This window comes from Azospirillum sp. UENF 111221 (genome assembly GCF_058780625.1).
Window position 1 is genome coordinate 2,408,694 of the sequence record NZ_JBSNCH010000005.1, and the last position, 19,668, is coordinate 2,428,361.

Annotated in this window: 13 protein-coding genes, 1 pseudogene and 1 riboswitch; of the genes and pseudogenes, 10 read left to right on the forward strand and 4 right to left on the reverse strand. The window is 68.2% G+C overall.

Features of this window, described 5'->3' with window-relative positions:
- The first annotated feature begins 65 nt into the window (after positions 1–65).
- The 8 genes and pseudogenes from yihA (at position 66) to thiC (ending at position 8,222) form a co-directional block, all read left to right on the forward strand.
- Complete coding sequence (gene yihA, locus ACWPN3_RS26190) at positions 66–749, forward strand: ribosome biogenesis GTP-binding protein YihA/YsxC (protein ID WP_109449975.1); 684 nt, start codon at positions 66–68, stop codon at positions 747–749.
- A gap of 13 nt (positions 750–762) precedes the next feature.
- The gene (locus tag ACWPN3_RS26195; RefSeq protein WP_109449977.1) at positions 763–2,061 is read left to right on the forward strand and encodes a cation:proton antiporter domain-containing protein; all 1,299 of its coding nucleotides are present in this window, start codon (positions 763–765) and stop codon (positions 2,059–2,061) included.
- Positions 2,062–2,143: 82 nt separating this feature from the next.
- On the forward strand, positions 2,144–3,043 hold the full coding sequence (gene argB, locus ACWPN3_RS26200; RefSeq protein ID WP_098740533.1) for an acetylglutamate kinase: 900 nt from the start codon (positions 2,144–2,146) through the stop codon (positions 3,041–3,043).
- 19 nt (positions 3,044–3,062) lie between these two features.
- Positions 3,063–3,359: a hypothetical protein gene (locus tag ACWPN3_RS26205; RefSeq protein ID WP_492240012.1), complete on the forward strand. Its 297-nt coding sequence runs from the start codon at positions 3,063–3,065 to the stop codon at positions 3,357–3,359.
- A 112-nt stretch (positions 3,360–3,471) separates the two neighbouring features.
- Positions 3,472–3,702 (forward strand): annotated as a pseudogene (locus tag ACWPN3_RS26210) (hypothetical protein); the annotation flags it as partial.
- 138 nt (positions 3,703–3,840) lie between these two features.
- A complete protein-coding gene (locus ACWPN3_RS26215; protein WP_492261901.1) occupies positions 3,841–5,085 on the forward strand; it encodes a FliM/FliN family flagellar motor switch protein in 1,245 nt (414 codons plus the stop codon).
- 81 nt (positions 5,086–5,166) lie between these two features.
- Entirely contained in the window at positions 5,167–6,150 is a 984-nt protein-coding gene (locus ACWPN3_RS26220; RefSeq protein WP_109449983.1) for a magnesium transporter CorA family protein, read from the forward strand.
- A gap of 77 nt (positions 6,151–6,227) precedes the next feature.
- Positions 6,228–6,362, forward strand: a riboswitch (TPP riboswitch).
- A 132-nt stretch (positions 6,363–6,494) separates the two neighbouring features.
- Complete coding sequence (thiC, locus tag ACWPN3_RS26225) at positions 6,495–8,222, forward strand: phosphomethylpyrimidine synthase ThiC (RefSeq protein WP_492240014.1); 1,728 nt, start codon at positions 6,495–6,497, stop codon at positions 8,220–8,222.
- 33 nt (positions 8,223–8,255) lie between these two features.
- On the opposite strand, the gene greB is transcribed toward thiC, so the two are convergent.
- Positions 8,256–8,807, reverse strand: a complete 552-nt coding sequence (greB, locus tag ACWPN3_RS26230; protein WP_492240015.1) for a transcription elongation factor GreB — start codon at positions 8,805–8,807, stop codon at positions 8,256–8,258.
- Positions 8,808–8,909: 102 nt separating this feature from the next.
- Entirely contained in the window at positions 8,910–11,906 is a 2,997-nt protein-coding gene (locus ACWPN3_RS26235) for an Rne/Rng family ribonuclease (RefSeq protein WP_492240016.1), read from the reverse strand.
- Positions 11,907–12,623: 717 nt separating this feature from the next.
- Here ACWPN3_RS26235 and ACWPN3_RS26240 point away from each other — a divergent pair.
- Complete coding sequence (locus tag ACWPN3_RS26240; RefSeq protein ID WP_492240017.1) at positions 12,624–14,120, forward strand: N-acetylmuramoyl-L-alanine amidase; 1,497 nt, start codon at positions 12,624–12,626, stop codon at positions 14,118–14,120.
- Positions 14,121–14,335: 215 nt separating this feature from the next.
- Complete coding sequence (locus tag ACWPN3_RS26245; protein WP_109449994.1) at positions 14,336–16,876, forward strand: penicillin-binding protein 1A; 2,541 nt, start codon at positions 14,336–14,338, stop codon at positions 16,874–16,876.
- A 70-nt stretch (positions 16,877–16,946) separates the two neighbouring features.
- On the opposite strand, the gene ACWPN3_RS26250 is transcribed toward ACWPN3_RS26245, so the two are convergent.
- Positions 16,947–18,071, reverse strand: a complete 1,125-nt coding sequence (locus tag ACWPN3_RS26250; protein ID WP_109449996.1) for an SGNH/GDSL hydrolase family protein — start codon at positions 18,069–18,071, stop codon at positions 16,947–16,949.
- A gap of 18 nt (positions 18,072–18,089) precedes the next feature.
- Positions 18,090–19,526 (reverse strand): MBOAT family O-acyltransferase, encoded by a 1,437-nt coding sequence (locus ACWPN3_RS26255; protein ID WP_109449998.1) that lies wholly within the window; start codon positions 19,524–19,526, stop codon positions 18,090–18,092.
- Positions 19,527–19,668 lie beyond the last annotated feature (142 nt).

A 19,668-nucleotide genomic window follows, 5' to 3' on the forward strand; every position in this document is an offset into this window, starting at 1 on the left:
AAAGACCCTTGACGGGCCTCTGCCGGCGGTATGTTTTTTAGCCGACCCAAACGAGAGCGCCCGCCATGACCAGCCCCGCCACGCCGACCCCCGACACCCCCAGCATCGTTTCCGGCTTCGACGAGGCCGCGCTGGAGGCCGGCCGGCTGCTGTTCGCCAAGGAATGCGACTTCGTCTGGGGCGCCAACGCGCTGAACCAGCTGCCCGAGGCGGACCTGCCGGAGGTTGCCTTCGCCGGCCGGTCGAATGTCGGCAAGTCGAGCCTCGTCAACGCGCTGACCGGACGCAAGACGCTGGCCCGCACCTCCAACACGCCGGGCCGCACGCAGCAGCTGAACTTCTTCAACCTCGGCAATCGACTGAAGCTGGTGGACATGCCCGGCTACGGCTATGCCAAGGAATCGAAGGAGAAGGTGGAGGCGTGGAACGACATGGTCCGCCGCTTCCTGCGCGGCCGGGTCACCCTGCGCCGGGCGCTGGTGCTGATCGATTCGCGCCATGGGATGAAGCCCCACGACCATGAGATCATGGAGATGCTCGACCGCACGGCGGTGCCCTACGTCGTCGTGCTGACCAAGGCGGACAAGGTCAAGGCCGCGGATCTCGACAAGGTTCGCCGTGACACCCAGGCCGGGCTGAAAAAGCACCCTGCCGCCTTCCCCGACATCCATGTCACCAGTTCCGAGAAGGGCATCGGCATCGCGGAACTGCGCGCCAGCCTCGCCGCCCTGGCACTCGGCGCGGAATAGGCGGGCCGCGGCGATGGGCGGTCTGTCTCCCGCGCTGCTGTTCCTGATGCAGGCCCTGCTGCTGATCGCCGGGCCGTTTCTGCTGTGGCGGCTCGGCGGCGGTCGTCACATCGCCCCGATGGTGGTGGTCCAGATCCTGTTCGGGGTGGCGCTGGGGCCGTCGCTGCTCGGCCGGCTGGTTCCCGATCTGTGGGGCGTGCTGTTCGCACCGGCGGCGCTCGCGCCCTTGTCCGGGTTGGCCTTGATGGCCGTGGTGTTCTTCGCTTTCCTGACCGGCCTCCATCTCGATCCCGCCGAGTTCCGCGGGCGGGGTGGGGCCTTCGCCACGGTGGCGCTGTCCAGCATGCTGGTGCCGACCCTGCTGGGCGGGGCCCTGGGCTGGTGGCTGGCCGGCGCCTTTCCCGCCATGACCGGTACGCGCGCCACACCCGGCCTGTTCGCCGCCGGCTTCGGCATCTGCGTCGGCGTCACCGCTCTGCCGGTGCTGGGCGCCATCCTGCGCGAGATGGACCTGCTGGGCGACCGGGTGGGGCGGCTGGCGCTGGGCTATGCCGCGGTAAACGACGCGTTGCTCTGGCTGCTGATCACCGCGGTGCTGGCCTGGTCGACCGCCGATGGGGCGGCTGGCGGCGGCGACGCCTGGGCGGTGGCGAAGGTCGGCCTTCTGGGCTTTGCCTATGTCGGGGCGACGGTTCTGGTGGTCCGCCCGCTGCTTGACCGCCTGCTGGAGCGGGTGGCGCCGGACGGGCGGATGGGCGACACCGCGGTGGTGGTGACCTGTGCGGCGTTGCTGGCATCGGCCGCGGTGACCGAGTTGATCGGGCTGCATTATATCCTGGGCGCCTTCATAGCGGGCAGCGCGATGCCGCGCCGCTATGCGGCGGCGATCCTCGACCGGCTGGAGCATTTTGCCACGCTGATCCTGCTGCCCTTCTTCTTCACCCTGACCGGGCTGAAGGTGACCCTGACGTTGGACGATCCGGCGCAATGGACCGTCTTCGCCCTCGCCAGCCTCGCCACCATCGCCGGCAAGATGGCCGGCACCACGCTGCCCGCCCGCTGGACCGGGGAGTCCTGGCCCGACGCGCTCCGGCTCGGCACGCTGATGCCGTGCAAGGGGCTGATGGAGGTCATCGTCCTGACCGTCCTGCTGGAGGCGGGCGTGCTGTCCGGCCCCTGTTTTTCGGCGATGGTGCTGATGGCGGTGGCCGTCACCGCGCTGACCCAGCCGATGACGCGGCTGGCCGGATTGTGGCGTCCGGCCGGCGGCACGGCTGCCGCGGCCGCAGGAGGCCGTCACGGGGGTGTGTGACCGATAAATTGCCCCCTAGGCAACCGGCCGACCTTTCCGTTAAAGAAGCCCGACACTCCACCCCGACAAAGGGCATCCTCCCGTGCAGACTCCCACCCGTGACGAGTGGCTCGCCAAGGCCCGTACCCTGTCCGAAGCGCTGCCCTACATGCGCCGTTATGCCGGGAGCACCTTCGTCATCAAGTACGGCGGCCACGCCATGGGCGACGCCAGCTTGGCGGAGCTGTTCGCGCGTGACATCGTCCTGCTGAAGCAGGTCGGCATCAACCCGGTGGTCGTCCATGGCGGCGGGCCGCAGATCGGCCAGATGCTGGAGCGTCTGAAGATCAAGTCCAGCTTCATCGACGGCCTGCGCGTCACCGACAAGGAGACGGTCGAGGTGGTCGAGATGGTGCTGGCCGGCTCCATCAACAAGCAGATCGTCGCCGCCATCAACAGCGCCGGCGGCCGTGCCGTCGGTCTGTCGGGCAAGGACAGCAACCTGATCACCGCCCGCCGTCTGGAGCGCGTCCAGCGCGATCCCGACAGCAACATCGAGCGGGTGCTGGACCTGGGATTCGTCGGCGAGCCCTACAAGGTCAACCCGCAGATCCTGCATGCGCTCGCCCAGTCGGACATCATCCCGGTGATCGCGCCGGTCGGCTTCGACGTGAATGGCGACACCTACAACATCAACGCCGACACGGCGGCCGGCGCGGTCGCGGCGGCGGTGAAGGCGGCGCGCTTCTTCCTGCTGACCGACGTCGCCGGCGTGCTCGACAAGGAAAAGAAGCTGATCGAGAAGATGTCGCTGGAGGATGCCCACAAGGCCATCGCCGACGGCACCGCGTCCGGCGGCATGATCCCGAAGATCGAGACCTGCATCGGTGCGGTGGAGCAGGGCGTCGATGCCGCTGTTATCCTGGATGGCCGCGTGCCGCATGCGCTGCTGCTTGAGATCTTCACCGAGGGTGGCGCCGGCACCCTGATCGGCAAGGCCTGACGCTGCTTATGGGGACCCGATGAACGACCTGCGCAAGGACCTGCTCCGCCAGATGAAGGCCATCCGCGAGAAGATGGACCCGAAGCTGGTGGAGCGTGCCCGGCTGGCCGCTCTGGGCAAGGTCCCCTATGACAGCGACGCGGCGAAGGAGGCTGTCGGCCATTTCCTCGACGCCAAGCGGGATGGCGGCGCCTTCCGCCGCAAGCTGGAACAGGCGCTGAAGGACGAGGGCGCGATGCTGGACCTCGATGACGGGGGGAAGGCCGCGCCCGCCAAACCGCCCGAAAAGCCACGTCGCGGCGGTCGTATCGTCTAGACTTTTGGTGTTCCGCCTGCTCTCGTGGTCGGCGGTGAGCATTCGCCAGGACCCGAATCTCTGGCAGGGCCATTCGGGATCCACTCTGCGCAGAACTGCCTGGGAGGCCGGCATGGCGGCGGACGGAGTTCCCTTGTGCGGTTTGCGGACTGTGCCGGCTGACCGGCTTGCCCGTCTTCTCGGTGGCGAGGCGCCCCAGACCATTGCTGCGGTGCTGTCCGCTCTTCCAGCTGAAGTGGCGGCCGAGGCGCTGATGGCGTTGGACGACCAGCTTCAGCCGCTTGTGGTGCGCTGCCTGTCGCGCACACGTCGGCCATCCCCCGCCGCGCTCGCGGTTCTCGACCAAGTGCTGACGATGGCCGAGTCTGCGGAAGTCCGCCGTCGGGGCGGAGGCCCTCGCCCGTATTCTCGACCATGTGGCACCGGACCGGCAAAACGCGCTTCGCGTTGCCGCCGATGCCGCCCCGTGGAAACCGCCCCCATGGATACCGTCGTCGGGCCCAGCCCACCGGCGCAGGATGCGGAGGCAGGCTGGACCCCGCCGGTTCTGTCATCGGGCCTGGCGGCCCTGCTCCAGAACAGGCGGGTTTCGGTAGACCGCCTGCCGATGCTCGAGGTGGTGATCGACCGTTTCGTGCGCATGCTTGCCACCTCCCTGCGCGCCCATAGCGGTGCGTCTGTGGATGTGGCTCTGATGAGCATGCGGTCGGTGCGCTTTGCCGACTGGATCGATGACGAGACGGGCGAACGGCCGCTGATCCCGTTTCGTGCGGATCCCTGGGACGATTACGGACTGCTCGCCATCGACCGGGCCTTTGTCGAGGCGTTGGGAGAAGCCTTGCTCGGCGGCGATCCGGCCGATGTTTGCCTGCGCATTCCGTCGCGCACTCTCAGCAAATTTGATTTTGAGTTGGCGATGGGGATGGCCCACCGGCTGCTGGGCGACCTCGGAGCGGCTTTCCAGCCGGTGGGCACGGTGCGTTTCGATGCGGACCGCATCGAAACATCCCCGCGTTTTGCGACCATCGCCCGACCGTCTTGCGGCTGCATGTGCGTGCAACTCGCGGTCGAACTGGAGGGGCGGAGCGGTGGCCTGGATCTGCTCCTGCCCTATGGGCTCTTGGAACCGGTGCGCCCACAGCTTCAGTCCATGTTTGCCGGAGAACGCTTCGGCAATGATCCGTTGTGGCGCCGCCATCTGGTGCGGGAGACGCTGCACAGCATGACGACCGTGCAGGTTGTGGTCGGTACGATACAGCTGCCATTATGCGATCTGCTGGCGGCGGCAGCTGGGACGGTCTTTGCCGTCGACGGCGACTCCGATGGGGCCGTCCGCGTCGAGGTGGCGGGGCGCTCGCTGGTGACCGGGCGGCTCCGTGCCGGCAAGCGGTGCTGGCGGGTTGTCGTCGCCTCCGAACCGGATGACCTGGAGATCCCCCGTCAACTCCCCCAGATGGCTGCATCGGTGGCGGACGCCGGAGCGAAGCCGGCAATGTCCGCCCTGCTTGAGGTGGAAGTGACGCTTTCGGTCATCGTTGGCACGGTGGAACGACGCCTAGCCGACATTCTGGCGCTGATCCATGGGGGCGTGTTGGATTTGGACCGTCCGGTTCAGGCGCCGGTCGATGTCTGTGTCGAAGGGCAGGCAATTGCCCATGGCGAACTGGTTGACGTAAATGGAGGGTTTGGGGTGCGTCTGCTGGAAATGGCGAGCGCGCGGGGGTGATGCCGTCGATCACGTTGCCGTCCTGCTGTTCCACATGGGCAAAGGATAAGCTCAGTTCAAAGCCACGCGAGGAGCGCAGACTTGCTGCATGTTTTTGTCAATGACGGCGGTCTGCTGCGCTGGGACAGGGAGGCCGCAGACGTGTCGGTCACGCTGCCCGACACTGCCGTGTGGCTGGACCTGATCAACCCGACGCCCGACGAGCTGGCGCGGGCGGAGGCGCTGATCGGCACCGGCCTGCCCACCCGCGAGCAGATGGCGGAGATCGAGGAATCGAGCCGTCTGCGCGTGGCCGGTGGTGCCTTGACCATGACCGTCACCGCCCTGGTCTGGGCCGACACCGACGAGCCGCGTATCGCCACCGTCAGCTTCGTTCTGGCCGGCCGGCGGCTGGTGACCATCCACGACATCGACCCGCAGGCCCTGCTGGCCTTCCGCCGCCGCGCCACCCATGGGCAGGTCTCCGCCGCCCGCGGCGAGCTGGTGCTGGCCGCCCTGGTGGACGGGATGATCGACCGCACCTCCGTCGTGCTGCGGCGGACCGGGGTGGAAATGGATGCGCTGAACCGCCGTTACTTCCGCGGGCGCAAGCTGCGCTCCCGCGGCGAGACGCTGGACGACGCCCAGACGTTGAAGCGCATCGGCCATGCCGGCCATCTGATCGGCAAGGCGCGGATCAGTCTGGCCAGCCTCACCCGCATGACCGATTTCCTGGCGCGCGGCGACGGCTGGAACGCCGGCAAGGCGACGCGGCGCTGGGCCAAGACCACCCTGCAGGATCTGCGCGGGCTCGACCAGTATGCCCGATTCCTATCGGGAAAGGTCGCGTTGGCGCTGGACACCGCATTGGGACAGATCAATGTCGAGCAGAACGAGATCGTCAAGATCGTGTCGGTCCTGACCGTCCTGCTCTATCCGCCGACCCTCGTCGCCAGCATCGGCGGCATGAACTTCACCGACATGCCCGGCAGCCAGTCGCCCTTCGGTTATGCCAGCGCCTTGGGTCTGATGCTGCTGTCGGCGTTGCTGCCGATGGTCTATGTCCGGTCGAAACGCTGGATGTAGCGCGTTTCCACAATATGGCAGGCGGATCGTCCGCAGCGCTTTCCTTTTGACACGACCGTCCGTCGGCGGCAGGATGGGCCGCATTCCAGGGGGGTCCCGACAGGGGGCTGAGATACCAACGGCCGGGCGGCGCACTGCGCAAGCCGGCAGCGTGGTGACCCTTCGAACCTGATCCGGGTCATACCGGCGAAGGGAGGGACCTCGTGACGGGCCGATTCTCGCCCCGTCCGGCCGTATCGGCCCCGCCACGCCGGGGAAGCCATTCCGAGAACGGCCCGCACGAAGATACCGCACCTCCGTCCGCAGTCCCGGGTTTGTCCGCCCACCTCCGACGGAGAAACCCAATGCCTAAGGACTTCAACGAGACCGCCATCCGCATTTCGACCGGCCCGCTGCCGTCGTCGCGGAAAATCCACGTGCCCGGCACGCGCTTCCCCGATCTGCGCGTCGCCCTGCGCGAGATCGCGCTGTCGGGCGGCGAGCCGCAGCTGACCGTCTATGATGCTTCCGGTCCCTACACCGACGAGTCGGTTGCCATCGACGTCCGGACCGGCCTGTCCAAGCACCGCCGCGACTGGATCCTGGCGCGCGGCGATGTCGAGACCGCCGACAACGGCGTGCTGCGCGCCAAGGGTGGCGGGGCGGTGACCCAGATGGCCTATGCCCGCGCCGGAATCGTCACCGCGGAGATGGAATACATCGCCATCCGCGAAAATCTGGGTCGCGCCGCCGCCTTGGAGGCTGCCCGGGACGGCGAGGATTTCGGCGCCGAGATTCCCGACTTCATCACCCCGGAATTCGTCCGTGACGAGGTGGCGCGCGGGCGGGCGATCATCCCGTCCAACGTCAACCATCCCGAGTCGGAGCCGATGATCATCGGCCGCAACTTCCTGACCAAGATCAACGCCAACATCGGCAATTCCGCCGTGACCTCCTCCATCGAGGAGGAGGTGGAGAAGATGGTCTGGTCGATCCGCTGGGGGGCGGACACCGTGATGGACCTGTCCACCGGCGCCGACATCCACCAGACCCGCGAATGGATCCTGCGCAACTCCCCGGTTCCCATCGGTACCGTGCCGATCTATCAGGCATTGGAGAAGGTGAAGGGTAGGGCCGAGGATCTGACCTGGGAGCTGTTCCGCGACACGCTGATCGAGCAGGCGGAGCAGGGCGTCGATTACTTCACCATCCATGCCGGCCTGCGGCTGGCCCACATCCCGCTGACGGCGAAGCGGGTGACCGGCATCGTCTCGCGCGGCGGCTCGATCATCGCCAAATGGTGCCTGGCGCATCACCGCGAGAATTTCCTCTACGACCACTTCGCCGACATCGTCGAGATTTGCCGGACCTATGACGTGGCGCTGTCGATGGGCGACGGGCTGCGGCCGGGCAGCCAGGCCGACGCCAACGACGCCGCCCAGTTCGCCGAGCTGGAGACGCTTGGTGAGCTGACCAAGATCGCCTGGGCGCGCGACGTGCAGGTGATGATCGAAGGGCCGGGCCATGTGCCGATGCACAAGATCAAGCACAATGTCGAGAAGCAGCTGGCGCTGTGCGGCGAGGCGCCCTTCTACACGCTCGGGCCGTTGGTGACCGACATCGCACCCGGCTACGACCACATCACCAGTGCCATCGGTGCGGCGATGATCGGCTGGTTCGGCACGGCGATGCTCTGCTACGTCACGCCGAAGGAGCATCTCGGCCTGCCCGACCGCGACGACGTTAAGGCCGGCGTCATCGCCTACAAGATCGCCGCCCATGCCGCCGATCTCGCCAAGGGACACCCGGCGGCGCGGTTGCGCGACGATGCCATGTCGCGTGCCCGCTTCTCATTCCGCTGGCGCGACCAGTTCGCCCTGTCGCTCGATCCCGACACGGCGATGGCCTATCACGACGAGACCCTGCCGGCGGAAGGCGCCAAGACCGCGCATTTCTGTTCGATGTGCGGGCCGAAATTCTGCTCGATGAAGATCACGCAGGAAATCCGCGACGCCGCGGAGTCCGGCATGGCCGAGATGTCGGAGAAGTTCCGCCAGTCGGGTGGGGAGATTTACCAGCCGACAGCGGAATAAAGTCTGGCGGGGGGCGGGTCGCCGCCCCCTTCGTCAGTCGGCGTACCGGATCTCCAGCACTTCGACCTGTTCCAGTCCCGCCGGGGTGCGCACGTCCACCAGATCACCCTCCCGCGCCTTAAGCAGGGCACGGGCCATGGGGGAAATCCAGCTGACATGGCCGCGGTCGGGGTCGACCTCGTCGGCGCCGACGATGGTGACGGTGTTCTCCGCCCCATCCTCGCGGGCATAGGTGACGGTGGCGCCGAAGAAGACCTGTTCGCGGTTCTTCTGGTCCTGCGGATTGACCACCACCGCCGATTCCAGCCGCTTGTTCAGGAAGCGGATGCGGCGGTCGATCTCGCGCAGGCGCTTCTTGCCGTACAGATAATCGCCATTCTCCGAGCGGTCGCCGTTGCCGGCGGCCCAGGACACCACCTCCACCATCTTCGGCCGCTCCACCCGCAGCAGGTGGCGCAGTTCCTCCTGCATGCGCTGGAAGCCGGGCGGGGTCATGTAGTTCTTGAAGCCCTGCGGCAACGGTGCCGGATCGTCGAGGTCGTCGTCGTCCTGCGTGTCGGTCTCGCGGGTGAAGGCCTTGCTCATGGTCCGACCTGTCCTGTGGCAGGGGTGATAACGTCCGGGAAAAGGAAAAGGCGCCTTGCGGCGCCTTTTCCCGTTCCAGAGGTCCCGGTTGGGCCGTTGGGCTTACCGCTTCCACCAGCCGCGGCGCGGCTTGGCATCGGCGTCGGCATCGTTGTCAGCCGCAGCCGGCTCGGGAGCCGGGGCCGGCGTGGCTGCCGCGGGCTCGGACGCGGCTTCGGCCGGGGCCTCGGCAGCAGCCTTGCGCTTGCGCGACGCCTTCTTGGCCGGAGCGGCTTCGGCAACGGTCTCCGCCGGCGCCTCGACCGCAGCGGCGGCCTTGCGCTTGCGGCCCTTGGCCGGGGCTTCGGCAGCGGCCGCCGGAGTCGGCTCGGGCGCGGCTTCGACCGGCGCCTCGGCGGTGGCCTTGCGCTTGCGCGACGCCTTCTTCGGCGCGGTTTCGGCAACGGCCTCGACCGGCGCTTCGACCGGGGCAGCGGCCTTGCGCTTGCGGCCCTTGGCCGGAGCTTCGGCGACGACCGCAGGAGCAGCCGCGGGGGCGGCTTCGACCGGCGCCTCGGCGGCGGCCTTGCGCTTGCGCGACGCCTTCCTGGCGGGCGCCTTGGCAGCGTCGGCCGGAGCGGCCACCGGCGGTTCGGTGGCGGTCACCGGAACCGGGGCTTCCTCGACCGCCGGAGCGGCTTCGCCGGCCAGGATCCAGTCGAGATCGCTCGCCTCGGCCGGAGCCTGCGCCGTCTGGGCCGGAGCGACCGGAGCGGCGTCGGGCTGCTGGTCGGCGGCGTCTTCGCCGCCCTCCAGGCCTTCCGCACCCTCGCGGCGCGACCGGCGACGGCCACCACGCTTGCCGCGGCGGCGCTTCTTGCGGCCATCGCCGTTGCGCTCGCCGGCATCGGCGCCGGTCTCGTCCTCGCCGTCATCCTCATCCCCGTCGTCGCCTTCGGCGTCGGCGGAATCGGTCTCGGGTTCGGAGATGGCGGCACCGGGGATGGCTTCGGCGGCAACCGGCAGAACGCTCTCATCGGCGTCCTGGCCGGCGTCCTGATCCGCCTCGTCCGTCTCGGCCTCGCCTTCGGCGCTGTCGCCCTCGGTCCGGCCGTCCTCGCGGTCACGGCCACGGCCACGGCGGCGGCGGCGGCGGCGGCGGCGATCCTCGCCGGTGCCCTCGCCGTTGGCTTCGGCACGCTCGCCGGTCTCCTCGGCCTGCACGGCCTCGGTCTCGGCTTCCGGCTCCTCCACCGTTTCGACCGGCTCGGCGGCGAGCGCGCGGTCGGTCTCTGCCATCACGCGGTCGGCGCTGACCAGCGGGGCGTCCTCGTCGGGCAGGCGGGCCTTGTTGCGCTCCAGACGGTGATCCGGTGCAATCAGCCCGTCGTCGGCCTGGACCATCACGCTGAAGGCGTGACGCTCTTCGATCTTGGCCAGTTCACCGCGCTTCTGGTTGAGGATGTAGAGCGCGATGGAGGTCGGGACGAAGATGGTGATCTCGGCCGAGCGTTTGCGGATGCCCTCTTCCTCGATGGCGCGCAGGACGTGCAGCGAGGCGGATTCGACCGACCGGACGACGCCGGTGCCCGAGCAGTGCGGGCAGCGCTCGAAGTTGGTCTCCAGGAGCGACGGACGCAGACGCTGGCGCGACAGTTCCAGGAGGCCGAAGGCGGAGATGCGGCCGAGCTGGATGCGCGCCCGGTCGTTCTTCATCGCCTCCTTCATGCGGCGCTCGACGGCGGCGTTGTTCCGCGGCTCCTCCATGTCGATGAAGTCGATGACGATCAGGCCGGCCAGATCGCGCAGACGCAGCTGGCGCGCCACCTCGTCGGCGGCCTCCAGGTTGGTCTTGTAGGCGGTTTCCTCGATGTTGCGCTCGCGGGTCGACTTGCCGGAGTTGACGTCGATGGAGACCAGCGCCTCGGTCGGGTTGATGACGATGTAGCCGCCGGAACGCAGCTGCACCACCGGGCTGTGGATGGCGTCGATCTGCGTTTCCACCTGATAGCGGTGGAACAGCGGGATCTGGCTGTCGCGGTACAGCTGGACGCGCTGGGAATGTCCCGGCATCAGCATGTCCATGAACTCGCGCGCCGTGCGGAAGCCGGCCTCGCCCTCGACCCAAATCTCGTCGATGTCGTTGGAATAGAGATCGCGGATCGACCGCTTGATCAGGTTCGCCTCTTCATAGATGAGGCAGGGCGCCGACGACTTCAGCGTTTGTTCGCGGATGTCGTCCCACAGGCGCAGGAGATATTCCAGGTCGCGCTTGATCTCGGGCTTGGAGCGCTCCAGCCCGGCGGTGCGCAGGATCACCGCCATGCCGTCGGGAATGTCGAGATCCGACAGGATTTCCTTCAGGCGCTTGCGGTCGGCCGGGTTGGTGATCTTGCGGGAAATCCCGCCGCCACGGCCGGTGTTGGGCATCAGGACGCAGTAGCGGCCGGGCAGCGACAGGTAGGTGGTCAGCGCGGCGCCCTTGTTGCCGCGCTCCTCCTTCGTCACCTGCACCAGCATGACCTGCCGGCGCTTCACCACTTCCTGGATCTTGTAGGAGCGCAGCGGGCGCGAGCGGCGGCGCTGGGTTTCCGCCTCCTCGTCCTCGTCGCCGCCGAGCGTGTCGGGGGCGGCGCCTTCGGACGGGGCGGCCTGCTCGTCGGCGGCCTCGGCGTCTTCGCCGCTGTCGTCACCGTCTTCCTCATCGGACGCCTCGGGCGCGATGGGGGAGGGCATCGGCGACCATTCCTCGACCACCTGCTCGGGGCGGATCGGCTCGGCCATCACGGCGCCGTCGGCGGCGGCCTCGGCCCGGGCTTCCGCCTGCTCCTCCAGCCGGCGTTCCTCGGCCAGCAGGGCCTCGCGGTCGGCCATCGGAATGCGGTAATAGTCGGGATGGATTTCGGAGAAGGCGAGGAAGCCGTGGCGGTTCCCGCCATACTCCACGAAGGCCGCCTGGAGCGAAGGCTCGACCCGCGTCACCTTCGCCAGGTAGATGTTGCCCTTCAGCTGCTTGCGGCTGGCGATCTCGAAGTCGAGTTCTTCCAGCCGGTTGCCATTGACCACGGCGACCCGGGTTTCTTCCGGGTGCGTGGCGTCCACCAGCATGCGCTTGGCCATATACGATCCTCAACGGCGCGACCCAGGGAACCCGCGCGACCGGTCGGGCCGCCTGGACGCAGCGTCTGTTGTGGGCGAAGCATACGGCACGACGGACCGGAACCGCCGAACGGCGCTGACGAGAGCAGCCAGGACGGCCCGGTCGACACGCGCCGGGCTGCCGCCTTGCGGCCACAGCCAGCTTCGAGGTTTCGTCCTCTCACCGCCAATCCGAACGCGCCACCCTGCGACGTCCCTCCGGCGCGGATGGCCGGACAGGCGGTGTCGAGGGCGACGCCGCAGCCCCTTGGATCAGGCCCCGTGACCGGCGATCGGCTGACCTTCGGCTCGATGGAATCGATGTCCGGGGATCAGCGAAGCGACGCTCACCTTGGAAGTCCGACCCTGGTCTGGCGAATTGCGGTCTGTCGCAAAGATACCATAGACAAGCGATCCCTCTTGCACAACGCGGAAATGCGCCGATTCGGCGAACAAGTTCGTCGCGGGGAAGCCGGGCCGCCACCTTCCACCGGGGCAGCCCGTCCGGGGTGCGGTCCGGCCACGCCGGGGCTTGCCGTCCCCTCCACTGTTGCAGGAACGGCACCCCCGGCCGGAATTGACTCGGGCTCTGACGATCCGCGTTGAGAGCGTTGAATTGGCTGGGCTATAGCTGGTCATCCGGCGCCTGCTTGCGCTGCTTGCCCATTGCCGCACACCCTCTGCCGCCGAGGAGATTTGATGCCACGGCCGCCCAGCCTGCCCGCCACCGCACCCGACCGCCACCCGCATTCCGCCGGTTCGCCGCGCAGATCGGTTGGCCGTGTCCTCGGGGTGCTTGTGCTGGCACTGGTGCTGCTGGGCTTCGGGTCGGCCGGGATGACGGCCGGGCCGGCGACGGCGCAGACCACGGCGGCCCTGCCGTCGGCGCCGCCGCGCACCGCGGTGGTCGATGCCCGGCTGGGCATCCATCCGGACAAGACCCGCTTCGTGCTGGAGCTGAGCGACCCGGTGTCCTTCACCGTGTCGTTGGTCGCCGATCCCTACCGCATCGTCGTCGATCTGCCCGATCTGATCTGGCCCGGCGGGTCGCTGCCGATGGAGGGCAAGGGGGTGGTCGCGCGCTACCACCATGCCGGAGGTCCGCGCGGCACGCGGCTGACCTTCGAGACGGTTGGTCCCGCCCGCCTGCGCGAGGGCTACATGATCCCGGCGCGCGACGGCCATCAGCCGCGCCTCGTCCTCGACCTGGAAAAGACGACGCCGGCCGAGTTCCGGCAGCTCGCCGGGGCCGGCAGGGATGCGAAGGAGGTCGGCGGCAAGGGGCAGCTGACGATGTCCTCCATCGTGTCTTCGGCGATGGCGATCCCGGCGCCGGTTCCGGCCCCGCAGCCGTCGCCGCCCGCCGCCGATCCCGCCAGCACGGTTCCGGCTCCGCCGCCCTTCGCCCCGCTGCCGCCGATTCCGCCGGCCCAGCTGATCCCGGCCGCTCTGCCCGTCGCTCCGCCGCTGCCGGACAACAAGCCGCCGACGGTGGCGGAAAAGCCGCTGATCGTGCTTGATCCCGGCCATGGCGGCCAGGACCCCGGCGCCATCGGCGTCGGCGGCATCTATGAGAAGGACATCACGCTCGCCACCGCCAGGGAGGTGAAGCGCCAGTTGGAGGCGACCGGCCGCTACCGGGTGAAGCTGACCCGCGACAGCGACGTGTTCATCCGCCTGCGCGACCGTGTCGCCATCGGGCGCGAGGCCGGGGCCGACCTGTTCATCTCGCTGCATGCCGACAGCATCAGCAGCGGCGACATGCGCGGCCTGTCGATCTACACCCTGTCCGACAAGGCGTCCGACCGCGAGGCAGAGATGCTGGCCGCCAAGGAGAACAAGGCCGACGCCCTGGTCGGTCTCGACCTGTCGGGCGAGAACCAGCTTGTCGCCAACATCCTGATCGATCTGGCCCAGCGCGACACGATGAACCATTCCAAGCGCTTCGCGACGCTGGCGTTGCAGACGCTGGGGCGCGACGTGCCGCTGATCTCCAGCCGGCCGCACCGGCAGGCCGGCTTCGCCGTGCTGACCGCGCCCGACGTGCCGTCGGCGCTGATCGAGATGGGGTATCTGTCGAACCGGCAGGATGTCGGTCTGCTGACCTCCGGCGCGCACCGCGAGCGGCTGGGCAAGTCGCTGGCGCGGACCATCGACAGCTATTTCCGCTGGCTGCACGGCGCGCAGCGCAGCTGAAACGCGACAGCGAGGGGCGGATTACCCCTTTTGCGCCGGCGATTTCTCGCGCATGCCCTCTGCGCGTCACATTTTCCTGACATGACGGGAACGGGGGCGGCGCTTCCCGGCGCGGCGGTGTAGGATGCGCCGCCCTGTCAGGCATGGCTCGCGGTCCCACCCCGGAAAGGGGCGGGCTTCAGCCACGCCGTTCGTCGTTTCTTGCGGGATTGGTCATGCGTCTCCTTCTGTCCTTGCTGATGGCCTTCGTGATGCTGGTTCTTGCCGGCGCCGGGGGGCTGGTCTTCCTGTTCGAGCATTACGACCACGACCTGCCCGACTATACCAAGCTGGCCAACTACGAGCCGCCGGTGACCACGCGCATCTATGCCGGCGACGGGCGCCTGATGGCCGAATTCGCGTCGGAGCGGCGCATCTTCGTGCCGATCGACGCCATGCCGCGCCAAGTGATGAACGCCTTCATGGCGGCCGAGGACAAGAATTTCTACGGCCACCAGGGCGTCGACCCCATCGGCATCCTGCGCGCGATCCTGACCAACATCGAGAATTTCGGCCGCGAGCGCCGGCCGGTGGGCGCCAGCACGATCACGCAGCAGGTCGCCAAGAACATGCTGCTGACCAACGAGGTGTCGTTCGCCCGCAAGATCAAGGAAGCGATCCTGGCGGTCCGCATCGAGCGGGCCTTCACCAAGGACCGCATCATCGAGCTGTATCTGAACGAGATTTTCCTGGGCAACCGCTCCTACGGCGTGGCGGCGGCGGCGCTGAACTATTTCAACAAGGCGCTGGACGAGCTGAGCATCGAGGAGGTCGCCTTCCTGGCGGCCCTGCCCAAGGCGCCGTCCAACTACAACCCCGACCGCCAGCATGACGCCGCCATCGCCCGCCGCAACTGGGTGATCGGCCGCATGGCGGAGGACGGCTACATCACGCCGGAGGAGGCGAAGGCCGCCCAGGGGCGCCCGCTGGTCACCCGCAAGCGCGACGAGCAGGAGGTCGTGACCTCCGAATATTTCGCCGAGGAGATCCGGCGCGAGCTGGTGAAGCTCTATGGCGAGCAGGCGCTGTACGAGGGCGGGCTGTCGGTCCGCGCTTCGATGGACCCGGTGCTGCAGGCCACCGCCACCAAGTCGCTGCGCGACGGGCTGATCGCCTACGACCGCCGCCATGGCTGGCGCGGCCCGGTCGCCAAGATGGAGAATTTCGACAACTGGCCGAAGAAGCTGGCCGCCATGCCGCCGCCCGCGGGCTCCGAGGGCTGGAAGCTGGCGGTCGTGCTGAAGGACGATCAGGCGGACGGGCTGGACATCGGGGTGGCCGACGGCACCCGCGGGCGCATCCCGCTGTCCGAACTGCGCTGGGCCCGCGCCTCCAAGGACGGCGACGTCGCCGGCCCGGCGATCCGCAAGCCGTCCGACGTCGCCAAGCTGGGCGACATCCTGCTGGTCGAGGCGGTGAGCGGCCCGCCGGCCAAGGACGAGGACGAGAAGCCGGCCAGGAAGAATGACAAGTCCGCCGCCAAGGAACTGCCGCCGGGCAGCTACGGCCTGCGCCAGATCCCGCAGGTCCAGGGCGGTCTGGTGGCGCTCGATCCGCACACCGGTCGCGTGCTGGCGATGGTTGGCGGCTTCTCCCCGGCGATGAGCGTGTTCAACCGCGCCACCCAGGCGCTGCGCCAGCCCGGTTCGTCCTTCAAGCCCTTCGTCTACCTGACGGCGCTGAACCAGGGCTTCACCCCGTCGTCGCTGGTGATGGACGCGCCCTTCTCCTTCGATCCGGGCGGCGGGCAGCCGGTCTGGCGGCCTGAGAACTACAGCCACGAATTCTACGGCCCGACCCCGCTGCGCGTCGGCATCGAGAAGTCGCGCAACGTCATGACCGTCCGCCTCGCCCAGCAGATCGGCATGGACAAGGTCAAAGCGCTGGTCGAGAAGTTCGGCATCGTCGACAACCTCCAGCCCTATCTGCCGATGTCGCTGGGTGCCGGCGAGACGACGGTGCTGCGCCTCGCCACCGCCTACGCCATGCTGGACAATGGCGGCAAGCGGGTGGTGCCGACCTTCATCGACCGTGTGCAGGACCGCAACGGCAAGACCGTGTTCCGCCACGACAACCGCGCGTGCGAGGGCTGCACCAACGTCAGCTGGAAGGACGGCATGGCGGTGCCCGCCGTGCCCGACACCCGCGAGCAGGTGAACGACCCCCGCACCACCTACCAGATCGTCTCGATCCTGGAGGGCGTGGTCCAGCGCGGCACCGCGGCGGCGCTGAAGTCGCTGGGCAAGCCGCTGGCCGGCAAGACCGGCACCACCAACGACAGCCACGACGCCTGGTTCATGGGCTTCTCGCCCGATCTGGTGGTCGGCACCTATATCGGCTTTGACCAGCCGCGTTCGCTGGGCAGCCACGAGACCGGCGGGTCCGCCGCCGTGCCGGTGTTCAAGGAGGTCATGCAGGTGGCGCTGAAGGACAAGCCGGCGACGCCGTTCCGCGTTCCGCCCGGCCTGCGCCTCGTCCGCGTCAACCCGGCCAACGGCCAGTTGGCCCAGTTCGGCGACAACCGCGCCATCTGGGAAGCCTTCCTGCCGGGCACCGAGCCCAACCCCGACCAGCCGCAAATGGTGCTGGACGGGTCCTCCCAGGGGGCCGGTGCCATGATGGGCGGCGACCCGAACGCCGCCGGCTTCGGGGCCCAGCAGCCGGGGATACCGGCCCCGCCGGCCGCGGCGACGCTGGGAACCGGCGGGCTGTACTGAGCTGAAAAGAGATAGGGGCGCCCACTGCGGGCGCCCCTTTTCGTTCGCTAAAGCGGCGACACCCTGACGATCAGTGCGTCGTGTTTCCGGTTCCCGACAGCGAGGCCATCGCATCGACCGGGCAGCTGCCGAGCGGGCGCAGGTCGGGTTCCATCGCCGCGAACATCGCGCGCACGCCGTCCTCGTTGACGTGCAGGGCGTCCATGAACAGCTCGTCCTTGTCCACCGCGCGGCGGGCGTCGATCACGGTGACGCCGGCGGGCAAACGGCCCTTCAGGTCGGCGAAGAAGGCGTCGAAATTCTTCAGCTTGCCGGCATAGGTCGGGAAATAGGGGGTGATGACCACCGCCACCCGGGTGCCCTGTGCCTGGGCGCTGGCGATGATGTGGTCCAGCGCCTGCCAGTTGGCGGCGTCGGCGGTCATCATCTCCTCCGGTGCGGCGGCCAGCTGCGCCTTCATCGGGTCGGGAATGGCGCCCACCAGGGTGCGGTCGGCGGCCGGCTTCACCAGCCCGGCGATCAGCCGCATGGTCTGGTTGTTGTTGAAGGTCATCAGGTTGAAGGCGTGGTTGGCCATCCACAGCTCCTGGTTTTCCTGACGGACGAAGGCGTCGATCCGCGGCGAGTAGTAAGCCAGCAGCGGCAGGTCGGCCAGATCGTGCGGATTGTCGACCAGGCCGGTCGGCTCCAGCACCAGCAGGCGCGGCGCGCCGTGCCGCTCGACGTAATCGTCCCACAACAGGGCCGACAGGACGGTCGGCGCCCCGCCCATGCCGAGGTTGAGCGCCCGGCCGCAGGTCATGTCCTGAAGTGCCGAGACCGGGAAGTGGTTGTCCGCCCGCGAGTTGCCGAGCACCAGCACGTCGGCCGGGCCGCTGGCCGGCTTGGCGGTGGGGCCGGCCGCCGGACCGTTGGCCGGCCGCGGCTGCGTCGTCAGGGCGGCCTTCACCAGCAGGGCGTTCGGCTGCTCCTCCTGGCCGGCGGGCGGCTTGATGCCGGGCTTGGTACCCGGCTGGGTGCCCGGATTGGTCCCTGGGCCGATGGCGGGCTGCTGCGCAGCCTCGAACGGGCGGTAGACCGTCATGAAGCGATCGCTGGAGCGCAGCAGAAGATCGCCCAGCGCCGAGGCCAGAACCCGGTCCATCGCGGTGACGGTGGCGAGGATCAGCGCGATGCAAGCCAGAAGGCGGTACATGGGGAGGTCTCCGTCCGGTCAGAACTGGAAGTAGATGAAGGCGTGGTTGGCGAAGCTGCCGAACAGCAGCATCACCAGGATCAGGGCCGAGCAGGCCATCGAGCGCGCCACCACATTGGTCCCGGCATAGCGGCGGCCGGCGCCGCGCTCGACCATCATGTCGACCAGCAGAACGATCAGGCCGGCAACGGCGACGCGGATCAGCGTGCTGGCCTGCTGGTTGCCCTGCTGGAGGCCGAAATCGCCATGGCCGATGATGCCGAGGATGGTCCAGACGGTTTGCAGGTTGTCGGCGCGGAAGGGCAGCCAGGTGAGCGTCACCACGATGAAGACGAGGCCGATCATCACCAGCCGCCCGGCGGCCAGCATCGGGCCGTTGAGGCGCACCGGGCTGGCGGCTGCCAGCCGGCGCACGCCGTCCTCCACCAGCATCAGGCCGCCATGCATCGCGCCCCACAGCACGAAGGTCCAGTTGGCGCCGTGCCACAGGCCGGAGATCAGCATGGTGATGACCACGTTGCGGATGCGCAGCCAGCGCGTGCGGCTGCCGCCCATCGGCACATAGAGATAGTCGCGGAACCAAGTGGACAGCGAGATGTGCCAGCGCCGCCAGAAGTCGCGCATGCCGGTGGCGAAGTAGGGGCGGGCGAAATTCTCGCACATGGTGTAGCCGAAGATCTGCGCCAGCCCGATGGCGATCAGCGAATAGCCGGCGAAGTCGCCGTAGATCTGCAAGGAAAAGCAGACCAGCCCGATCACATGCTGGAGCGCATTGAAGAACTCCGGCTGGTGAAAGCGGGCGTCGACCACCACGGCGGCGTTGTCGGCCAGCCCGATCTTCAGGAAATAGCCCCAGATCACCTTTTCCAGCCCGGCGAAGCGCTCCTCGAACGGGATCTCGCGCGGGCGCTGCTGGATTTGCGGCAGCAGGTCGCGCGCCCGCACGATCGGGCCGGCCACCAGCTGCGGGAAGAAGGCGACGAAGGTGGCGTAGCGCATCAGCGAGCGCTCCGGCTCCTTCACCTCGCCGGTGTATAGGTCGATGCCATAGCTGAGGTTCTGGAAGGTGTAGAAGGAGATGCCGACCGGCAGCAGGATGTCCAACGTCCGACGTCCGATCTCCACCCCCAGCGAGGCCAGGGCGATCTCGGCGCTGTCGGCGAAGAAATTGTAGTATTTGAAGAAGAACAGCATGCCCAGGTTGGCGCCCAGGCTGATGAACAGGTACATCTTCTTCGTGCTGCGGTCGGGCGAGTCTGCGATCTTCAACCCGCAATAAAAGTCGATGAAGGTGCTGAGCGCCAGCAGCCCGCAGAACCGGTAATCCCAATAGCCGTAGAAGATATAGCTGGCCACCAGCAGGAAGGGCGTGAAGGCGCGCGTGCGGGCCAGCGCCATGAAGCCGGCGCTGAACACGGTGATGAACAGCAGGAAATTCAGGCTGGTGAAGCTCATCGTGCCCCCGGCAGAGGTGTCGCGCGTCCAGGCGTTCGCGCAAGGAAGGCCCTGCGCGGAATCGCGCACGGGGTGTCCGGCGGAATCGCGCAAGAAAGGTGAAGAACGACGCAGAAGATAAGCTCGATTTCGGGGAATCCCG